Raw genomic sequence first — 16,408 nt, 5'->3', positions numbered from 1 at the left:
CAGTTTTTCGGCCTGCGCCGGATGCGCAAGCGAGCGCCCTGTCGTCGGCAGGCGGCGCCGAGCGATCCGGACGGCACGGTTTTCCATCTGGTCTTCCCGCTCGGCAAGGCTGGCCCTTGCAAGAGCCCGCGCCGCGATGGCTCAAGCGGTCAGGCAGCTTGCCTCGCGCCGCGTGGGATTCTACCACTGCGGACAATCGGAAGTGCGGACAATGGCAAAATACGACATCGTCATCATCGGCGGAGCCATTATGGGCTCTTCGGCCGCCTATTATTTGCGCAAGGAAGGATTTTCCGGCTCGATCGCCCTGATCGAGCGCGACCCGCAATTCACCCATTCGGCGACGACGCTTTCGGCCGCCTCGATCCGCCAGCAATTCTCGATTCCCCAGAACATCCGCCTGTCGCAATTCACGCTTGGCCTGTTCCGGCGGCTGAAGGAAGAATTCGGCCCCGATGCCGATATCGGCTTCCGCGAGGGCGGCTATCTTATTCTCGCCACCGACGAAGGCCTGCCGGTCCTGAAGGCCAATCACGACACGCAGCGCGCCGAGGGCGCCGACATCGTGCTGGAGGATGCGGCGGCGCTGGCGAAGCGGTTCTCCTGGCTGTCGACCGAGGGCATCACGGCCGGAGCCTACGGCGTCAGCGGCGAAGGCTGGTTCGACGCCCACGCCTACCTCCACCTGTTCCGCAAGGCGCTGCGCACGATGAATGTGGACCTGATCGCCGCCTCGGTCACCGGCATCGAGCGGCAAGGCGCGCGCGTCAGCGCCGTCACGCTGGACAATGGCGAGAAACTGGAGGCCGGCATCGTCGTCAACGCCGCCGGGCCGAATGCCGGCAAGGTGGCCGCCATGGCCGGGCTCGGCCTGCCGGTGGAACCGCGCAAGCGCAACGTCTTCGTGTTCGAGGCGCGCGACCGCTACGAGGACATGCCGCTGACCGTCGACCCGAGCGGGGTCTGGTGGCGGCCGGAAGGCTCGGTCTACATCGCCGGCGGCGCCGAGGTCGAGGAGGGCGAGCAGGCCGCCGATCCCGCCGATTTCGAGCCCGACTGGCCGCTGTTCGAGAACGAGATCTGGCCGGTTCTGGCCAATCGAGTCCCGAGCTTCGAGGCGATCAAGATGACGCGCGCCTGGGCCGGCCACTACGATTACAACGTGCTCGACCACAACGCCGTTATCGGCCCGCATCCCGAGGTGCAGAACTTCCTCTTCGCCAACGGCTTTTCCGGCCATGGCCTGCAGCAGGCGCCCGCGGTCGGCAAGGCGCTCGCCGAACTGATCGTCCATGGCGGCTATCGCAGCATCGACTGCTCCGCCTTCGGCTACGAGCGCGTCGCCGAGGGCCGCCCCTTCCGCGAGTTGAACGTGATCTGATCCGGCTGCGGGGCCCCGCGCTTCGCAGCGGCCGCGCCGCCGTCTACGGCCGCATCGACATGCAGCGCGTTCTGAAGCGCATGGCCTTCGGCCGTGTTGTCGAAGATGCACCATGTCTCGGCCCCTGCCGCGCGGCTTCGCTCCAGCCTCGCTGCGATGGCGGCCAACGCCCGGTCGTCATAGGCCGAATAATAGATGCGCGGCGAACCGTGCAGGCGAAAATAGGCCAGATGCGGCGATCCGCCCGGCTCGGAGGCCGTCGGGTGCGGCGGCGGATCGGCCGCGACCCGCGCCACACGGAACCGACGCAGCAGAGCCTCGATCTCGACCCCGAACCAGCTTGCATGGCGCGGCTCCAGCGCGAGACCTGCTTCCGTGCGTTGTCGCAGTTCGCCGAGGAAGCTCTCGGCGGCCGGCGCTTCGAAGCGCAGGCTGGGCGGCAGTTGCACCAGCACCACGCCGAGCTTTTCGCCCAGGCCGCCGGCCTGTTCGAAGAACCCGTCCAGCAACGCGCGGCAATCCTTCAACCGATGTTCATGGGTGATCGTCTTGGGCAGCTTCGCCGAAAAGCGGAAGCCCGCCGGCACCGCATCCGCCCAGCGCGCATAGGTCTCGCGCCGGTGCGGCCGGTAGAAACTGGAATTGATCTCGACCGCGCGCAGCCTGCCGCCATAGCGTTGCAGATGCGTTCCGGCTTCCGGAAAGTCCTGCCGATAGCGGGAAGCGATGCTCCAGCCGGCGGTGCCGATGAAAAAGTCCCGTCCTGCCATGCGGCCGATGTGGAGGAGAAACCCGCAGGATCAAGCCCGCAGTATATGCCGAATCCGGTTTCGCCTGCGGTTCGGACTTTGATTCGAGGTCTGCTTTGTGTAAACCGGGCGCAGCGAAATTCCCGAAACTGTAAGACGGGCCCAAGCCATGGACAAGTTCACCAAGCTCACCGGCGTTGCCGCGCCCCTGCCGATCGTCAATGTCGACACCGACATGATCATCCCGAAGGACTATCTGAAGACGATCAAGCGCACCGGGCTCGGCAAGGGTCTGTTCGCGGAAATGCGCTACAACGAGGACGGCTCGGAGAACCCGGACTTCGTGCTCAACAAGCCGGCCTACCGCAACGCCCAGATCCTGGTGGCGGGCGACAATTTCGGTTGCGGCTCCAGCCGCGAGCACGCCCCCTGGGCGCTGCTCGACTTCGGCATCCGCTGCGTGATCTCGACGTCCTTCGCCGACATCTTCTACAACAACTGCTTCAAGAACGGCATCCTGCCGATCACGGTCAGCCACGAGGATCTCGAAAAGCTTCTGGACGACGCCTCGCGCGGTTCCAACGCCACGCTCTCGATCGATCTGGAAACCAAGGAGATCCATGGTCCGGACGGCGGCACGATCAAGTTCGACCTCGACGACTTCAAGCGCCACTGCCTGCTGAACGGCCTGGACGACATCGGCCTGACCATGGAGAAGGCCGGCGCCATCGCCAGCTTCGAGAAGAAGAACGCCGAAAGCCGGCCCTGGGCCTGACCGAGGCGCCGGACGGCACGGCCTCCAGACCGCTCCACTGACAGGGGAGGATTCCTTGGCGCGCTCGTCTCTTTTTGCCTGCACCGGCCTGCTGGCCGCTCTTCTCCTGCCGGTCCCGGCAAACGCCCAACAGGACACGGCGGCACAGCCGGCGGCGGAGCAGCCCGCCGCCCCGGCCGACGGCGCCGCGCCCGACGCAGATGCCTCCGACGACAAGCAGGCGCCCATACCCTTCGCCGGCGGCCAACTGACCGTCACGCAGAAGGAGGAATATGGCGAGAAGACGCTGTCCTTCGACGGCAAGGAACTCGCGCACAATTACGTCGTCTATTTCGACCAGATCGCGAAGGTGGCGGGCGTCGATGTCGCGCTTTTCGATGTCGGCGACGGCGGCAACGCCTGCGGACCGGCCAAGGTGATGGTCTGGAAGCCCGAGGGCGGCCAGGTCGAAAGCGCCAGCATCGGCGGGGACGACTGCGGCGCGCCGCCGGCCGCCATCAACCAGGATGCCATCTATTTCGTGCCGTGGCTGATGCCGGGCGGCTCGGCACAGGTGAAGAAATGGGCGCCGACGACGGGCTTCACGCTGGCGGGCAACCTGACCTACATGCCCGAGCCCGGCACCGGCTGGAAGGACATCGACGCCTCGAAATACTCCAACATCATCGACGCCTTCCACAACGAAGCCGTCTACAAGGCCGCGACCAGGCTGCTCGGCGACAAGCTGGACGAGGTGACGACCAGCCTGCTGGTCGGCGGCGGCACCGACAGGACGGCGTCCGGCATCATCTATGCCTCGGGCTGCGTGCCGCACGATTGCGGCGGCAATGACGGCTTCATGGCGATCGACGCGAAGGAAAAGAAGCTTTACTTCGCCCGCCAGAACGACAAGCCGGAGCCCGATGCCTGGCCGGCGCTGAAGACCTGGCCGGCGGACCTGCGCGCCGCCGTGCAGAAGGCCTTCGCCCCGCCGCAATAAGCCCGGAGAAGAACCATGCGCAGGCTGATCTCCACCGGTTCGCCCTTCGAGAAGACGGCCGGCTATTCGCGCGCCGTGGTGCAGGGCGACTGGTGCTTCGTGTCCGGCACCACCGGTTACGACTACGCCACCATGGCCATGCCCGAAACGGTCGAGGCGCAGGCGCGCAACTGCCTCGCCACCATCGCCCGCGCGCTGGAGGAAGGCGGCTTCGCCCTCGCCGACGTGGTGCGCGCGCATTACTACATCACCGACGCGGCCTATGTGGACCTCGCCTTCCCCATTCTCGGCGAAGCCTTCGGCGACATCCGTCCGGCGGCGACGATGATCGTCTGCGGCCTCAACAAGCCGGAAATGAAGATCGAGATCGAGGTGACGGCATTGCGGCGCGGCAGCGAGGGTCGGCCATGAAGGTCAAGCGCATCGTCGCCAACATCGCGACCGCCGACATCGCCGCCGCGAGGCGCTTCTATGGCGACGTGCTCGGCCTCGAGCTTTTGATGGATCACGGCTGGATCGCCACCTACGGCTCGCATGAGAAGATGACCGTGCAGGTCTCCTTCGCCGAACAGGGCGGATCGGGCACGCCGGTGCCGGACCTTTCCATCGAGGTGGACGATGTCGACGCCGCCCTTGCGGCCATGGAGCAGGCCGGCTTCCCAATCGAATACGGCCCGGCGGACGAACCCTGGGGCGTGCGCCGTTTCTTTGTACGCGATCCCCTCGGCCGGCTGGTGAACATCCTCGCGCACGGTTGAGCCGCCGCTTCCCACGCCGGTCAAAGCCATGCCGTCTGTTTCGGCTTGCGCGGCGTGCATCCTGCGTTTAGCAAGGCCGCGGTTCTTCTAATCCTTGGGAAACGCCTCCATGACCACGAAAAAACTCTTCCTGCTCCCCGGCGACGGCATCGGCCCCGAGGCCATGGCCGAGGTGAAGAAGCTCATCGCGGTCATGAACGAGCGCCTTGGCGCCGGTTTCGAGACCGACGAAGGCCTCGTCGGCGGCTCGGCCTATGACGCGCACGGCCAGGCGATCTCGGAAGCCGACATGGAAAAGGCGCTTGCCGCCGACGCGGTGCTGTTCGGCGCCGTCGGCGGGCCGAAATGGGACGCCGTGCCCTACGAGGTGCGCCCCGAGGCCGGCCTGCTGCGCCTGCGCAAGGACCTGGCCCTGTTCGCCAATTTGCGGCCGGCCATCTGCTATCCGGCGCTCGCCGATTCCTCCTCGCTGAAGAAGGAAGTGGTCGAGGGCCTCGACATCCTGATCGTGCGCGAACTGACCGGCGGCGTCTATTTCGGCGAGCCGAAGGAAATCATAGACCTCGGCAACGGCCAGAAGCGCGGCATCGACACGCAGGTCTACGACACCTACGAGATCGAGCGCATCGCCGGCGTCGCCTTCGAGCTGGCGCGCACCCGCAAGAACCACGTCACCTCGATGGAAAAGCGCAACGTCATGAAGTCCGGCGTGCTTTGGAACGAGGTGGTGACGGCCACCCACAAGGCCAGATATGCCGACGTGAAGCTCGACCATATGCTGGCCGACGCCGGCGGCATGCAGTTGGTGCGCTGGCCCAAGCAGTTCGACGTCATCGTCTGCGACAATTTGTTCGGCGACATGCTGTCGGACGTGGCCGCCATGCTGACCGGCTCGCTCGGCATGCTGCCGTCGGCTTCGCTCGGCGCCCCGGACGCCAGGACCGGCAAGCGCAAGGCGCTCTACGAGCCGGTGCACGGCTCCGCGCCCGACATCGCCGGCAAGGGCCTGGCCAACCCGATCGCCATGATCGCCTCCTTCGCCATGTGCCTGCGCTATTCCTTCAACATGGTGGCCGAGGCCGACCGCGTCGAGGCCGCCATCGCCGCCGTTCTGGACGACGGCCTGCGCACCAAGGACATCATGTCCGCTGGCAAGAAAGAGGTCGGCACCACGGCGATGGGCGACGCCATCATCGCCAAATATGTGGCCCTCTCGGCCTGATATCATCCGCTTGCTGCCTGGCGCCGCTGTCGAAAGCGGCCCGGGCGAGGCGAACGGCGTGCCTCGAGCGATCAGTCTTCGATAGGGTCGACCAGGTCGTGAGCGCCCAGCCCTCCCAATCCGTAATGACCGGAATCGCCCTGATGGCCGGGGCGATGCTGCTCGTGCCCAATGTCGACGGCATCGCAAAGGCGCTGAGCGCAACGCATTCGCCGCTCTATATCAGCTGGGCGCGCTACGCCTTTTCCTGCATCTTCGTGCTGCCTTGGGCGATTTCGCGCCGCGGCCGGCATTTCCTGCCGCGCGAGCAGCTTCCCGCGCACGCCCTGCGCACCTTCTTCGCCGCGGCGTCGATGTGCTGCTTCTTCGCGGCGATCTCCTTCTCGCCGCTGGCCGACGTGACCAGCGCCTACTTCGTCGGCCCGATTGTCGCGGCGATCCTGTCGGTTGTCCTGCTGGGCGAGGCCATGACGGTGCGAAAGGTGGCGGCGCTGGCTTTCGGCTTCATCGGGGCGATCATCGTGGTCAATCCCGCAGGCGGCGTGAACACGGGCCTCCTGCTCGGAGTGGCCGCAGGTGTCTTCTTCGCCCTCTACATCGTCGCCACGCGCAAGGCCTCGCGCGCCAGCGACCCGGTGGGCACGCTGGCCTTCCAGTGCCTGTTCGGCTCGGCGATCCTGACGCCGCTTGCCGTCTGGAACTGGTCCTTGCCCGCGCCGGAGGAATGGGGCCTCCTGCTGCTGATGGGGGCTATTTCCGCGTCCTGCCACTTCATGACCATCAGCGCCTTCCGCCATGCGGAAGCGTCGATGCTCGCGCCGCTGTCCTATCTCGAACTGCTGGGCTCGGTGATCGTCGGCTACCTGGTTTTCGGCGACATTCCCGACGCCCGCATCGGGATAGGCGCCGCCCTGATCGTCGCCGGCGGGCTGATCCTGGTGCAGCGCCGCAGCACCGCCAAGGCCGCGAGCGAGATCCATTGACTCTTCGGCCGGTTCGCGCCATATGCCGCGCGTAACGGAGCTTTCCATGCGCGCCTCATCGACAGCTATGGCGAACAGCGCTTCCGGCATCCTGCCGGGGCTTGATCGCGCGCGTGCCCGTTTCACCAAAACCACGGCCAAAAAAACGACCGTCACCACGGTCTGATCTCCCTTGGCCTGCTCGCCCTCTCCCCGGGTCCGGCCCGGGGCAGCGAGACCCGCACCGGCCGGCGGGTTTCCCAAACGAGCGGAGAGGGACGGAGATTGGAAAATGGGTTTCAAGGTTGCGATCGCTGGCGCCACGGGCAATGTGGGCCGGGAAATGCTCAATATCCTCGAAGAGCGCGGCTTCCCCGCCGATGAGGTGGTGCCGCTGGCCTCGCGCCGCAGCCAAGGCACCGAGGTGTCCTACGGCGACAAGACGCTGAAGGTGAAGGCGCTCGACACCTACGACTTCTCCGACACCGACATCTGCCTGATGTCGGCCGGCGGCAACGTGTCGAAGGAATGGTCGCCCAAGATCGGCAAGCAGGGCTGCGTCGTCATCGACAATTCCTCGGCCTGGCGCTACGACGCCGAGGTGCCGCTGATCGTGCCGGAAGTGAACCCGGACGCCATTTCGGGCTTCACCAAGAAGAACATCATCGCCAACCCGAACTGCTCCACCGCCCAGATGCTGGTGGCGCTGAAGCCGCTGCACGACAAGGCGAAGATCAAGCGCGTGGTCGTCGCCACCTACCAGTCCGTGTCCGGCGCCGGCAAGGAAGGCATGGACGAGCTGTTCACCCAGACCCGCGCCGTCTTCGTCGCCGATCCGGTCGAGGCCAAGAAGTTCACCAAGCGCATCGCCTTCAATGTCATTCCCCATATCGACGTCTTCATGGAAGACGGCTCGACCAAGGAGGAATGGAAGATGGTGGCCGAGACCAAGAAGATGCTCGACCCCAAGATCAAGGTCACCGCGACCTGTGTGCGCGTGCCGGTCTTCATCGGCCATTCGGAAGCCGTGAACCTGGAGTTCGAGGAGCCGATCACCGCCGACGAGGCGCGCGAGATCCTGCGCGAAGCGCCCGGCTGCCTGGTCGTCGACAAGCATGAGAACGGCGGCTACATCACCCCGATCGAGAGCGCCGGCGAGGATGCGACCTACATTTCCCGCATCCGCGAAGACCAGACCGTCGACAACGGCCTCAATCTCTGGATCGTCTCCGACAATCTGCGCAAGGGCGCGGCGCTGAACGCCGTGCAGATCGCCGAGTTGCTGATCGAGCGCGGCCTGATCCAGCCCAAGCAGAAGGCGGCCTGAGCGCCGCGCCAAGCGTCTCCCTGCCGTTTCCAGCGGGCCGCCGGGCAACCGGCGGCCCGTGTCCGTCATTTCCGGGTCATGTCGCGCCTCGCCGCCATGTCCTGCAGGATCGCGAACGCTTCTTCGGCCCGCTCCGCGGGCACGAAGAGGTGGTCGTGATAGAAGCCCGAGACCGGGTTCACGCCCATTCCGGCCTCGGCCAGCCGCGCGGTGATCGCGGCGAGGAAGCCCACCGCCTCCAGCGAAGAGTGGATCGCCAGCGTGATCATCCGGCAGCGGAAGGTGCCGGCAAGCCCGGCCGCCGCCGCCTCGTCCTCGAGCACGACCAGCGTGCGGCCTTCCCGCTCCCGAAAGACCAGCACCGGATCGAGCCCTGGCGGTATTGCCTTGCCGTGCGGAAGCGTCGCGAAAACGAATATGCCGGACGCGAGGTCCGGTTGCATGCCTTCCAGAAGCGCTTCCAGCTTCGTTTCTCCAGCCATCGCCTGCCTTTTCATGTGGCTTTCCCGCATCACCGGTAACGTCTTTTAGCCGCCTGATCACAACTTAGGGATCAAAAACGGCTTTCGGCCGTTGAGGAGCGTGGCGGTGGACGGGGCATTCGCTTGTTGAGAGGAACTGCAATGAAGAAAACTTTGGTTCTGCTGGCCCTGCTCCTGCCGCTGGGCGCATGTTCGCAAACAGAAAAAGGTGCCGCGATCGGCGGCCTCGGCGGCGCGGCCGTCGGTGCGGCTGTCGCGGGCGACCCGGTGCAGGGCGCCGTCATCGGCGGCGCGGTCGGCACGGTGGCCGGCGCGCTTATCGGCAACGCCAGCGAGCGCGGCCAGTGCCGCTATCGCGACCGTTACGGCCGCGTCTACGTGGCGCGCTGCCCACGCGGCTACTATTGATGTCGTGACCCGGTCCTGAGCCGGCAGGCAGGCGAAGCGGCGCACGCGCCGCTTCGGTGAGCGGTCGGTGCCTTCCGGGAAACCGTTACCGAGAAAACAAAACGGCGGGCTGGTGCCCGCCGTTCGTATTTCCGGAGAGTGACGGCCGGAGGCCGGCCAGTCGACTTATTCGGCGCTGGCTTCGGCCGGAGCGGCCGCCGCGGCGGCAGCGGCAGCCGCCGCTTCCTGCGCCTTGGCCAGCAGGGCGGCGCGCTCCTGCGCCTTCTTGCCGGGCTCGGCCTTGGTCGGGTTGCTGCGGGCTTCGCGCTTCACCAGGCCGGCCTGGTCGAGGAAGCGTGCCACGCGGTCGGTCGGCAGGGCGCCGTGGCCGAGCCAGTGCTTGACGCGGTCGGTGTCGATCGTCACGCGCTCGCCGTCCTTGGGCAGCAGCGGGTTCCAGGCGCCAATGGCCTCGATGAAGCGGCCGTCGCGCGGGCTGCGCGAGTCGGCCACGACGATGTGGTAGTAGGGACGCTTCTTCGAGCCCGCACGGGCCAGTCTGATCTTCAGTGCCATTTCTTTCTCCTAAAGCTCTGAGTTTCGATGATGTATTTGCGGCCGATGGTCAGCCGGTCTTGCCTGCGCCGTTTTCAGCGGCGATCTGCTCGTGATGGCGGATCACTTCCCGCACCACGAAATTGAGGAACTTCTCCGCGAAGTCGGGATCGAGATGGGCGTCGTCGGCCAGCCGGCGCAGGCGCTCGATCTGTTGCGCCTCCCGCGCCGGATCCGCCGGCGGCAGGCCGTGCGTGGCCTTCAGCATGCCCACGGCCTTGGTGCAGCGGAACCGCTCGGCCAGCATATGGATCAGCGCGGCATCGATGTTGTCGATCGAGACGCGATAGTCGGCGAGTTGCCTGCGGGCTTCCGCCATGTCCTGTACCTGGCTCATCTCACCCTCACTTTTTCTTGGCCGAACCGGGCAGCCCGCCGAGACCGGGCAGCTTCATGCCGCCGGGCAGTCCGGGAAGGCCGCCGCCCAAACCCGGCATGCCGCCGGGAAGACCGCCCGGCAAACCTCCGGGCAGGCCCTTGCCGAGGCCCGCGGCTTCGGCCTGCTTCTTCAGCGCCTCGAGTTGCTTGGGGTCCATCTTGGAAAGGTCCGGCATGCCGCCCCCGAGGCCGCCCCCCAGGCCGCCCCCAAGACCGCCAAGCCCCATCTTGGAGGCGAGCCCGCCCATCAGGCCGCGCATCATGCCGCCGCCTTTGCCCTTGCCGCCCATGGCCTTCATCATGTCGGCCATGCCGCGATGCATCTTGAGCAGCTTGTTGATCTCGGCGGCGTCTGTGCCCGAACCTGCGGCGATGCGCTTCTTGCGGCTGTGCTTGAGGATGTCGGGATTGGCCCGCTCCTGCCGGGTCATGGAGGAGATGATGGCGAGCTGGCGGCCGAACATCCTGTCGTCCAGGCCGGCGGCCGCCATCTGGTCCTTCATCTTGCCCATGCCGGGCATCATGCCCATGATGCCGCCCATGCCGCCCATCTTCTGCATCTGGCGAAGCTGGTCGGCCAGGTCGTTCAGGTCGAACTTGCCCGACTGCATCTTCTTGGCCATCGCCGCGGCCTTTTCCGCGTCGATGGTCTCGGCCGCCTTCTCGACGAGGCTGACGATGTCGCCCATACCGAGGATGCGGTCGGCGATACGCTTGGGATAGAACTCCTCCAGCGCGTCCATCTTCTCGCCGGTGCCGATCAGCTTGATCGGCTTGCCGGTGACGGCGCGCATGGAAAGGGCTGCACCGCCGCGCCCGTCGCCGTCCATGCGGGTCAGCACCAGGCCGGTGATGCCGACGCGCTCGTCGAAGCTCTTGGCGAGGTTGACGGCGTCCTGGCCGGTCAGCGAGTCGGCCACCAGCAGGATCTCGTGCGGCGCGGACATCTTCTTGATGTCGGCCATCTCGACCATCAGCGGCTCGTCGATATGCGTGCGGCCGGCGGTGTCGAGGATGACGACGTCATGGCCGCCGAGCTTCGCCGCCTGCACGGCGCGCTTGGCGATGTCCACCGGCGACTGGCCGGCGACAATGGGCAGCGTGGCGACCTTCACCTGCTCGCCGAGCTGGCGCAACTGCTCCTGCGCGGCCGGACGGCGCGTGTCGAGCGAGGCCATCAGCACTTTCTTGCCTTGCCGGTCGGTCAGGCGGCGCGCGATCTTGGCGGTGGTGGTGGTCTTGCCCGAGCCCTGCAGGCCGACCATCATGACGACCACCGGCGCCGGCGCGTTGAGGTCGATGGCCACGCCCTCCTCGCCCAGCATGGCGACCAGCTCGTCATGGACGATCTTGACCACCATCTGGCCGGGCTTGATCGACTTCAGCACCGCCGCGCCGACCGCCTTCTCGCGCACCTTGTCGGTGAAGGAGCGCACCACTTCCAGCGCGACGTCGGCTTCCAGCAGCGCGCGGCGCACCTCGCGCAGCGCGGCCGAGACGTCGGCCTCCGACAGCGCGCCGCGGCCGGTGAGGCCGTTCAGGATCGAGCCAAGGCGTTCCTGTAGCGATTCAAACATGCTTCGTCCTTTTCTCCGGCATCGGGATCGATGCCGCAGAGGTAGTGCCTGCGCGCCGAAGGTCCAAGCAAAAGCGGGACCGCAAAGGCCCAAAGCCGAAAAGCACCCGGGGGCGCATCGCGCTGCCGGGTGTTGGCCTCCGGGATCTGTTTACAGCACCGCCTCTGATGAGGCTTGGGCGTCCCGGTCAGCTTTCGCGAAGACAATCGTCGCGGAATTTGCCGCGTGTAGACAGGAAAAGCGCGAAAGAGTCAAGGGAACGGCGACGTCCGGCCTGCCCGGCGCTATTCTTGCGGCAGAAACGGGCGACGGAGGAGAAACCCATGACACAGGAAAACGTCCCGGTCCAGTTGTCGCCCCTGCCCCAGACCCGCTCCGAGGCGGTGACCGCCGCCGTCCACTACTATCGCGCCGAACTGGCGCGCATGGCGGGATGGCGCGACCGCATCGACCGCACCACCAACTGGGCGATCACCGTGGTCGCCGCGTTGCTGTCGGTCTCGCTGTCCACGGCCTCGGCGCATCACGGCGTTCTCCTGTTCGCCATGCTGCTGGTCTACCTGCTCCTGATGATCGAGGCGCGGCGCTACCGCTTCTTCGACGTCTATCGTTTCAGGGTGCGACAGTTCGAACGGCACTATTTCGCGCAGCTGTTCTCGCCCATGCCCGATTTTTCCGCCAACTGGCTGCAGATGATGGGACAGAACCTGCGGGAGCCGAAATTCTTCATCTCCTATGGCGAGGCGCTGTCGCGCAGGCTGCGGCGCAACTACATCTGGATGTTCCTGATCCTGCTGCTGGCCTGGGTGCTGAAGATTTCCACGCCCAAGCTTCAGCATGAGGGCACCAGCCTCACCATCGCCGAATCGCTGCAGGAGGTGGTGGCCAACGCCAATCTCGGACCGGTTCCCGGCTGGCTCGTGCTGGCGGCCGTCGCGGCGTTCTTCCTCTGGCTGGCGTTCGCCTCGCTCCGCGCGCTCGACGACGGCGGTGAAAGCAGCTTCGGCGAGGTTCACGTCTAGGCTCGAAAGTGGGGACCGGTTTCGGCACGACGACCTGCCCGAAAACAGGAACACAAGGCGCGCCGTCTGGTTCCGCCTGCTGGCGACGCGCCTTAACCTGGCCAGTCCCGTGCCTTGCCCCGATCCGGCTCGATCTTCAGCGGCGAGCGCGGATGCAGCAGCAAAAGCGCCGTCATCCCGCTGGCGACGATGCCGATGGCGGCCAGCAGCAGAACGTCGCTGCCGCTCCATCCGGCCCCTTCCAGCGGTCGGGCGGTAAACAGCGCGAAGGCATTGTAGCTTTGCTGGTGCGAAATCAGCAGGAAGCCGAACAGGTTATTGCCCAGATGCGCACCGAACGCCGCGCCCAGATTGCCGGTGGCGTAGACGGTGAGCATCAGCACCAGCGCGAATGCGCCGATGGTCGCCAGGATGCACAGGTTGATGGCAAGGCTCGACGACGCGCTCCAGTGCAGCGCCGTGAACAGCGCCAGAGGCGGCAACCCCCACGCCCACGGGCTGCGGAAACGGGCCGCGAGATGCCGGGGCAGATAGGCCCGGAACAGGATTTCCTCCGCCGAGATCTGCACGAATGCAAGCAGCACGACGGGCACGAGGAACAGCAGCCAGGACGCCGGCGAAATGGCGCCGCGTTCGATGCCGGGCCACAGCGCATAGAGCGCGATTTCCGAGAGCAGCGAGGTGACCGCCACCGCGGCGAAACCCTTGGCGAAGCCGTTCCAGGAGATGCGGCGGCCGTTGCCGAGCAGGGCGCTGGGCGGCTCGCGATGCACGAAGCGCTCGGCGACCGCCACGCCGATCCAGATGCCGATGAAGGAGGCGAGCGCCGACATCACGCCGACGGGCGCGGAGAGAAAGTCCTGCGCGGCGGCGTTCGCCGCATCCAGCCGGTAAAGGAAGCTTCCGGCGGCCAGCACGATCACCGTGCCCGCCATCCAGGACGCGCCGATGACGGCCAGTCCCAGCCCGAGGCGCGGAAGGCTCGAACGGGCGGAAGAGGCGGCGCGATATGCCTCGAATGCCGCCGGATCGATAGCCACGATTGCCCCCCAAGGCATATTGCGAAGCATCACTGGATGCCCGCCACCCGTTAACATAGTTCAAACGGTCGCGCGGTTGGCCAGGGAGTAAAAGGCAAGGTCTTCATGCGTTTCAGCTAAAATGAACGGCCCGGCCTTCATTATCCCAAGGTCCAATCCCTCTCCAAGCGAGGCTGCCCCTGAATTGCCAGCTTCTGCGGTGACAAGCACGCGTTTCGCTGGCAAGTTCGCCGCGGACGTGATTCAGGCATCTCAGGAGAAAAGCATGGCATTGCTTGCCAAAGGAAAGATATTCGGAGCCGCGCTCGCGGCTGTGCTTGCCACCGCGGCGGGCGCACAGGCCGCCGGCAAGTGCGGCAACGACAGCAGCGGCTTTGCGGCGTGGGTGGAAGCCTACAAGGCCGACGCCAAGGCGCGCGGCATCGACCCCTCGCCTCTGGCCGGCGTGAAATACGACACCGGCGTCATCCGCATCGACCGCGCGCAGCACAAGGCGTTCTCCGGCACGGTCGACCAGTTCCTGGCGCGGCGCGCGCCGGCGTCCTACGTGTCCAAGGCCAAGAGCCTCTGGAAGTCGAACGCCGGCCTGTTCAGCAAGATCGAGTCGCGCTACGGCGTGCAGCCGGAAGTCCTGCTCGCCATCTGGGGCATGGAAACGGGCTTCGGCGCCAATTCCGGCAACAAGAGCGTGTTCGGCCCGCTGGCGACGCTGGCCTATGATTGCCGCCGCTCGGCCTATTTCACCAACGAACTCGATTCGGCGCTGGAGATCGCGCAGAAGGGCTACATCTCGGCCGCCCAGATGCGCGGCGCCGGTTTCGGCGAGTTGGGCCAGACCCAGTTCCTGCCCTCGAAATACCTGCAGTTCGCCGTGGACTTCGACGGCGACGGCCGCCGCGACCTCATCCATTCGCGCGCCGACGTGCTGGCCTCGACCGCCAACTTCCTGCGCGGCCATGGCTGGCAGCCGGGTGGCGGCTACGGCCCCGGCCAGGCGAATTACGGCGTCTGGAACGACTGGAACCGCGCCTCGATCTACCAGCAGGCGCTGGCCGAATTCGCCCGCCGCATCGCCAACTAAAGTTCCGATCCACGCTCTGCCGCCCCGCATGAGGCGACCGCTCCTGCGGGGCAGCATTTGATTCTTCCGGACTTGCCGGACCGGCCTCTCCAGGCGAGAGAGCCGGCGCCGGAACGGCCGGTCAGGCTCGTGCCTCCCGGAATCGCCTTTCCGGCAGCGAGTCCGGATCCGGCGGCGGACCGTTGCCGCCGTTCAGCGCAAGCTGCATGAACACCGTGTCCAGCCAGCGGCCATGCTTGTAGCCCGAGCCGGTCAAGGTGCCGCAATGGCTGAAGCCGAGCTTTTCATGCAGGCGCACCGAGGCGCTGTCGGGGCTGCCGTCGCCGATCACCGCCACGATCTGCCGGAAGCCGAGCGCGCGCACCGCCTCGATCAGTTCGCGCATCAGCGCCATGCCGACGCCGCGGCCCTTCGCCTCCGGCGCGACATAGACCGAATCCTCGACGATGAAGCGGTAGGCCGGCCGCGCGCGGAACGCGCCGGCATAGGCATAGCCCAACACCGCTCCGGCGTCGTCGGCCACCAGATAGGGAAAGCCGGCCGCGATCAGCGCGTCGAAACGCGCTTCCATCTCCGACCGGCCCGGCGGCTCCAGCTCATAGCTCGCGGTGCCGTTGGCCACCGCGTCGGCGTAGATCGCCGTGACCCGGTCGAGATCGGCGGGACCAGCCGCCCTTACAGTAAAATTGCTCATAATTTGTGCAACTCTTTTTGATGCACATCATTACAGCAAACGATTCCGGAAAAGAAAAGGGCGGCCGTTGGGCCGCCCTTGTCGTCTTTGCTGGTCCAGCCCAGCGGCATGAATGTCCTAGCGGCGGTCGCCCATGAACTGCAGCAGGAACATGAACATGTTGATGAAGTCCAGGTAGAGCGTCAGCGCGCCCATGATGGACTTGCGGCCGGCGACCAGGGTGTCGTCGCCCTCGAAATACATCTCCTTGATCTTCTGGGTGTCGTAGGCGGTGAGGCCGGCGAACACCAGCACGCCGATCGCCGAGATGGCGAAGGACAGCGCCGAGGACTGCAGGAAGATGTTGATCAGCATGGCGATGATCAGGCCGAACACGCCCATGATCAGGAACGAGCCCATCGCGGTCAGGTCGCGCTTGGTCGTGTAGCCGAACAGCGACAACGCGCCGAAAGCGGCCGCGGTGGCGAAGAACGTCTGCGAGATCGACGCCGTCGTGTAGACCAGGAAGATGGACGACAGCGACAGGCCGACCAGCCCCGCATAGACCCAGAACGTGGTCTGCGCGGCCGACACGCTCATCGACTGGACGCGGAACGACAGGAAGAACACGGCGCCAAGCGGCGCCAGCATTACCACCCAGCGCAGCGGCGAAGCGAAGATGGCGTAGCCGAAGGAGGTCAGCATCTGGCCGTTCGGCAGCGTCGCCACGGCGGCGGCGGGATTGGTGGTCGTGGCCATCATGACGGTGCCGATGGCGGCCAGACCGGTAATGAGCAGGCCAAGGCCCATCAGGTTGTAGACCCTGATCATGTAGGCGCGAAGGCCCTCGTCGATAGCCGCGTCCGTGCGGGTGCCCATGGGCACGGTGCGCGTCTGGTAGTTGCGGAAGTCGGACATGGATTCCTCTGTTGCTTCTGCCCCGTCGGGTGTCGGATCGGCACGATCCAGGCGCCGCTGGCGGGGCTCCAGCATGCCTAGG

Annotated in this window: 19 protein-coding genes; 11 read left to right on the top strand and 8 right to left on the bottom strand. The window is 66.2% G+C overall.

Going from position 1 to position 16,408, the window contains the following annotated elements:
- Positions 1-211: 211 nt before the first annotated feature.
- Complete coding sequence (locus tag QU595_RS23145; RefSeq protein WP_315926352.1) at positions 212-1,381, top strand: FAD-binding oxidoreductase; 1,170 nt, start codon at positions 212-214, stop codon at positions 1,379-1,381.
- On the opposite strand, the gene QU595_RS23140 is transcribed toward QU595_RS23145, so the two are convergent.
- The gene (locus QU595_RS23140) at positions 1,330-2,151 is read right to left on the bottom strand and encodes a DUF72 domain-containing protein (RefSeq protein ID WP_315926350.1); all 822 of its coding nucleotides are present in this window, start codon (positions 2,149-2,151) and stop codon (positions 1,330-1,332) included. The genes QU595_RS23145 and QU595_RS23140 overlap by 52 nt on opposite strands.
- Positions 2,152-2,299: 148 nt before the next feature.
- Between QU595_RS23140 and leuD the strand changes: the two genes are divergently transcribed.
- The 7 genes from leuD (at position 2,300) to QU595_RS23105 (ending at position 8,153) form a co-directional block, all read left to right on the top strand.
- Complete coding sequence (leuD, locus tag QU595_RS23135) at positions 2,300-2,905, top strand: 3-isopropylmalate dehydratase small subunit (protein ID WP_315926348.1); 606 nt, start codon at positions 2,300-2,302, stop codon at positions 2,903-2,905.
- A gap of 55 nt (positions 2,906-2,960) precedes the next feature.
- On the top strand, positions 2,961-3,884 hold the full coding sequence (locus QU595_RS23130; RefSeq protein ID WP_315926346.1) for a hypothetical protein: 924 nt from the start codon (positions 2,961-2,963) through the stop codon (positions 3,882-3,884).
- A gap of 15 nt (positions 3,885-3,899) precedes the next feature.
- A complete protein-coding gene (locus QU595_RS23125) occupies positions 3,900-4,295 on the top strand; it encodes a RidA family protein (protein ID WP_315926344.1) in 396 nt (131 codons plus the stop codon).
- Positions 4,292-4,642, top strand: a complete 351-nt coding sequence (locus QU595_RS23120; RefSeq protein ID WP_315926342.1) for a VOC family protein — start codon at positions 4,292-4,294, stop codon at positions 4,640-4,642. Before QU595_RS23125 ends, QU595_RS23120 begins: the two co-directional genes overlap by 4 nt.
- A gap of 109 nt (positions 4,643-4,751) precedes the next feature.
- Positions 4,752-5,864 carry a 3-isopropylmalate dehydrogenase gene (gene leuB / locus QU595_RS23115; RefSeq protein WP_315926341.1) on the top strand — a complete coding sequence of 371 codons (1,113 nt, stop codon included), beginning with the start codon at positions 4,752-4,754 and terminating at the stop codon, positions 5,862-5,864.
- Between the two features lie 125 nt (positions 5,865-5,989).
- Positions 5,990-6,847, top strand: coding sequence for a DMT family transporter (locus tag QU595_RS23110; RefSeq protein WP_315926339.1), 858 nt, complete (start codon positions 5,990-5,992; stop codon positions 6,845-6,847).
- 271 nt (positions 6,848-7,118) lie between these two features.
- Positions 7,119-8,153, top strand: a complete 1,035-nt coding sequence (locus QU595_RS23105; protein WP_315926337.1) for an aspartate-semialdehyde dehydrogenase — start codon at positions 7,119-7,121, stop codon at positions 8,151-8,153.
- A 65-nt stretch (positions 8,154-8,218) separates the two neighbouring features.
- On the opposite strand, the gene QU595_RS23100 is transcribed toward QU595_RS23105, so the two are convergent.
- The gene (locus tag QU595_RS23100) at positions 8,219-8,635 is read right to left on the bottom strand and encodes an ACT domain-containing protein (RefSeq protein WP_315926499.1); all 417 of its coding nucleotides are present in this window, start codon (positions 8,633-8,635) and stop codon (positions 8,219-8,221) included.
- 141 nt (positions 8,636-8,776) lie between these two features.
- Here QU595_RS23100 and QU595_RS23095 point away from each other — a divergent pair, with 141 nt between their 5' ends.
- Positions 8,777-9,043 (top strand): YMGG-like glycine zipper-containing protein, encoded by a 267-nt coding sequence (locus QU595_RS23095; RefSeq protein WP_315926335.1) that lies wholly within the window; start codon positions 8,777-8,779, stop codon positions 9,041-9,043.
- Positions 9,044-9,208: 165 nt separating this feature from the next.
- Here the strand turns inward: QU595_RS23095 and rpsP are convergent, their stop codons facing one another.
- The 3 genes from rpsP to ffh are packed head-to-tail and all read right to left on the bottom strand — an operon-like array spanning position 9,209 to position 11,592.
- The gene (rpsP, locus tag QU595_RS23090; protein ID WP_315926333.1) at positions 9,209-9,598 is read right to left on the bottom strand and encodes a 30S ribosomal protein S16; all 390 of its coding nucleotides are present in this window, start codon (positions 9,596-9,598) and stop codon (positions 9,209-9,211) included.
- Positions 9,599-9,647: 49 nt separating this feature from the next.
- Positions 9,648-9,974, bottom strand: coding sequence for a chorismate mutase (locus QU595_RS23085; RefSeq protein WP_315926331.1), 327 nt, complete (start codon positions 9,972-9,974; stop codon positions 9,648-9,650).
- 7 nt (positions 9,975-9,981) lie between these two features.
- The gene (gene ffh, locus QU595_RS23080) at positions 9,982-11,592 is read right to left on the bottom strand and encodes a signal recognition particle protein (protein WP_315926329.1); all 1,611 of its coding nucleotides are present in this window, start codon (positions 11,590-11,592) and stop codon (positions 9,982-9,984) included.
- 323 nt (positions 11,593-11,915) lie between these two features.
- On the opposite strand from ffh, the gene QU595_RS23075 reads away from it, so the two are divergent.
- Positions 11,916-12,614: a DUF2270 domain-containing protein gene (locus QU595_RS23075; RefSeq protein ID WP_315926327.1), complete on the top strand. Its 699-nt coding sequence runs from the start codon at positions 11,916-11,918 to the stop codon at positions 12,612-12,614.
- A 92-nt stretch (positions 12,615-12,706) separates the two neighbouring features.
- Here the strand turns inward: QU595_RS23075 and QU595_RS23070 are convergent, their stop codons facing one another.
- Entirely contained in the window at positions 12,707-13,654 is a 948-nt protein-coding gene (locus QU595_RS23070; RefSeq protein ID WP_315926325.1) for a CPBP family intramembrane glutamic endopeptidase, read from the bottom strand.
- A gap of 265 nt (positions 13,655-13,919) precedes the next feature.
- Here QU595_RS23070 and QU595_RS23065 point away from each other — a divergent pair, with 265 nt between their 5' ends.
- Entirely contained in the window at positions 13,920-14,735 is an 816-nt protein-coding gene (locus QU595_RS23065; protein WP_315926323.1) for a lytic murein transglycosylase, read from the top strand.
- A 121-nt stretch (positions 14,736-14,856) separates the two neighbouring features.
- Here QU595_RS23065 and QU595_RS23060 read toward each other — a convergent pair whose 3' ends face one another.
- On the bottom strand, positions 14,857-15,429 hold the full coding sequence (locus QU595_RS23060; RefSeq protein ID WP_315926321.1) for a GNAT family N-acetyltransferase: 573 nt from the start codon (positions 15,427-15,429) through the stop codon (positions 14,857-14,859).
- A gap of 117 nt (positions 15,430-15,546) precedes the next feature.
- On the bottom strand, positions 15,547-16,326 hold the full coding sequence (locus QU595_RS23055; RefSeq protein ID WP_315926318.1) for a Bax inhibitor-1/YccA family protein: 780 nt from the start codon (positions 16,324-16,326) through the stop codon (positions 15,547-15,549).
- Positions 16,327-16,408: the final 82 nt, after the last annotated feature.

The organism is Mesorhizobium sp. SP-1A, assembly GCF_032460275.1.
Classification (GTDB): Bacteria; Pseudomonadota; Alphaproteobacteria; order Rhizobiales; family Rhizobiaceae; genus Mesorhizobium.
The sequence above is the reverse complement of the archived record's forward strand: the minus strand, read 5'-3'. Positions and strand labels throughout refer to the sequence as shown.

What these genes read in the sequence shown, in the direction of transcription:
- QU595_RS23145 (WP_315926352.1), top strand. Translation starts at nt 212, where the DNA reads ATGGCAAAATACGACATCGTCATCATCGGCGGAGCCATTATGGGCTCT.
- QU595_RS23140 (WP_315926350.1), bottom strand. Translation starts at nt 2,151, where the DNA reads ATGGCAGGACGGGACTTTTTCATCGGCACCGCCGGCTGGAGCATCGCT.
- leuD (WP_315926348.1), top strand. Translation starts at nt 2,300, where the DNA reads ATGGACAAGTTCACCAAGCTCACCGGCGTTGCCGCGCCCCTGCCGATC.
- QU595_RS23125 (WP_315926344.1), top strand. Translation starts at nt 3,900, where the DNA reads ATGCGCAGGCTGATCTCCACCGGTTCGCCCTTCGAGAAGACGGCCGGC.
- QU595_RS23120 (WP_315926342.1), top strand. Translation starts at nt 4,292, where the DNA reads ATGAAGGTCAAGCGCATCGTCGCCAACATCGCGACCGCCGACATCGCC.
- leuB (WP_315926341.1), top strand. Translation starts at nt 4,752, where the DNA reads ATGACCACGAAAAAACTCTTCCTGCTCCCCGGCGACGGCATCGGCCCC.
- QU595_RS23110 (WP_315926339.1), top strand. Translation starts at nt 5,990, where the DNA reads ATGACCGGAATCGCCCTGATGGCCGGGGCGATGCTGCTCGTGCCCAAT.
- QU595_RS23105 (WP_315926337.1), top strand. Translation starts at nt 7,119, where the DNA reads ATGGGTTTCAAGGTTGCGATCGCTGGCGCCACGGGCAATGTGGGCCGG.
- QU595_RS23100 (WP_315926499.1), bottom strand. Translation starts at nt 8,635, where the DNA reads ATGGCTGGAGAAACGAAGCTGGAAGCGCTTCTGGAAGGCATGCAACCG.
- QU595_RS23095 (WP_315926335.1), top strand. Translation starts at nt 8,777, where the DNA reads ATGAAGAAAACTTTGGTTCTGCTGGCCCTGCTCCTGCCGCTGGGCGCA.
- rpsP (WP_315926333.1), bottom strand. Translation starts at nt 9,598, where the DNA reads ATGGCACTGAAGATCAGACTGGCCCGTGCGGGCTCGAAGAAGCGTCCC.
- QU595_RS23085 (WP_315926331.1), bottom strand. Translation starts at nt 9,974, where the DNA reads ATGAGCCAGGTACAGGACATGGCGGAAGCCCGCAGGCAACTCGCCGAC.
- ffh (WP_315926329.1), bottom strand. Translation starts at nt 11,592, where the DNA reads ATGTTTGAATCGCTACAGGAACGCCTTGGCTCGATCCTGAACGGCCTC.
- QU595_RS23075 (WP_315926327.1), top strand. Translation starts at nt 11,916, where the DNA reads ATGACACAGGAAAACGTCCCGGTCCAGTTGTCGCCCCTGCCCCAGACC.
- QU595_RS23065 (WP_315926323.1), top strand. Translation starts at nt 13,920, where the DNA reads ATGGCATTGCTTGCCAAAGGAAAGATATTCGGAGCCGCGCTCGCGGCT.
- QU595_RS23060 (WP_315926321.1), bottom strand. Translation starts at nt 15,429, where the DNA reads ATGAGCAATTTTACTGTAAGGGCGGCTGGTCCCGCCGATCTCGACCGG.
- QU595_RS23055 (WP_315926318.1), bottom strand. Translation starts at nt 16,326, where the DNA reads ATGTCCGACTTCCGCAACTACCAGACGCGCACCGTGCCCATGGGCACC.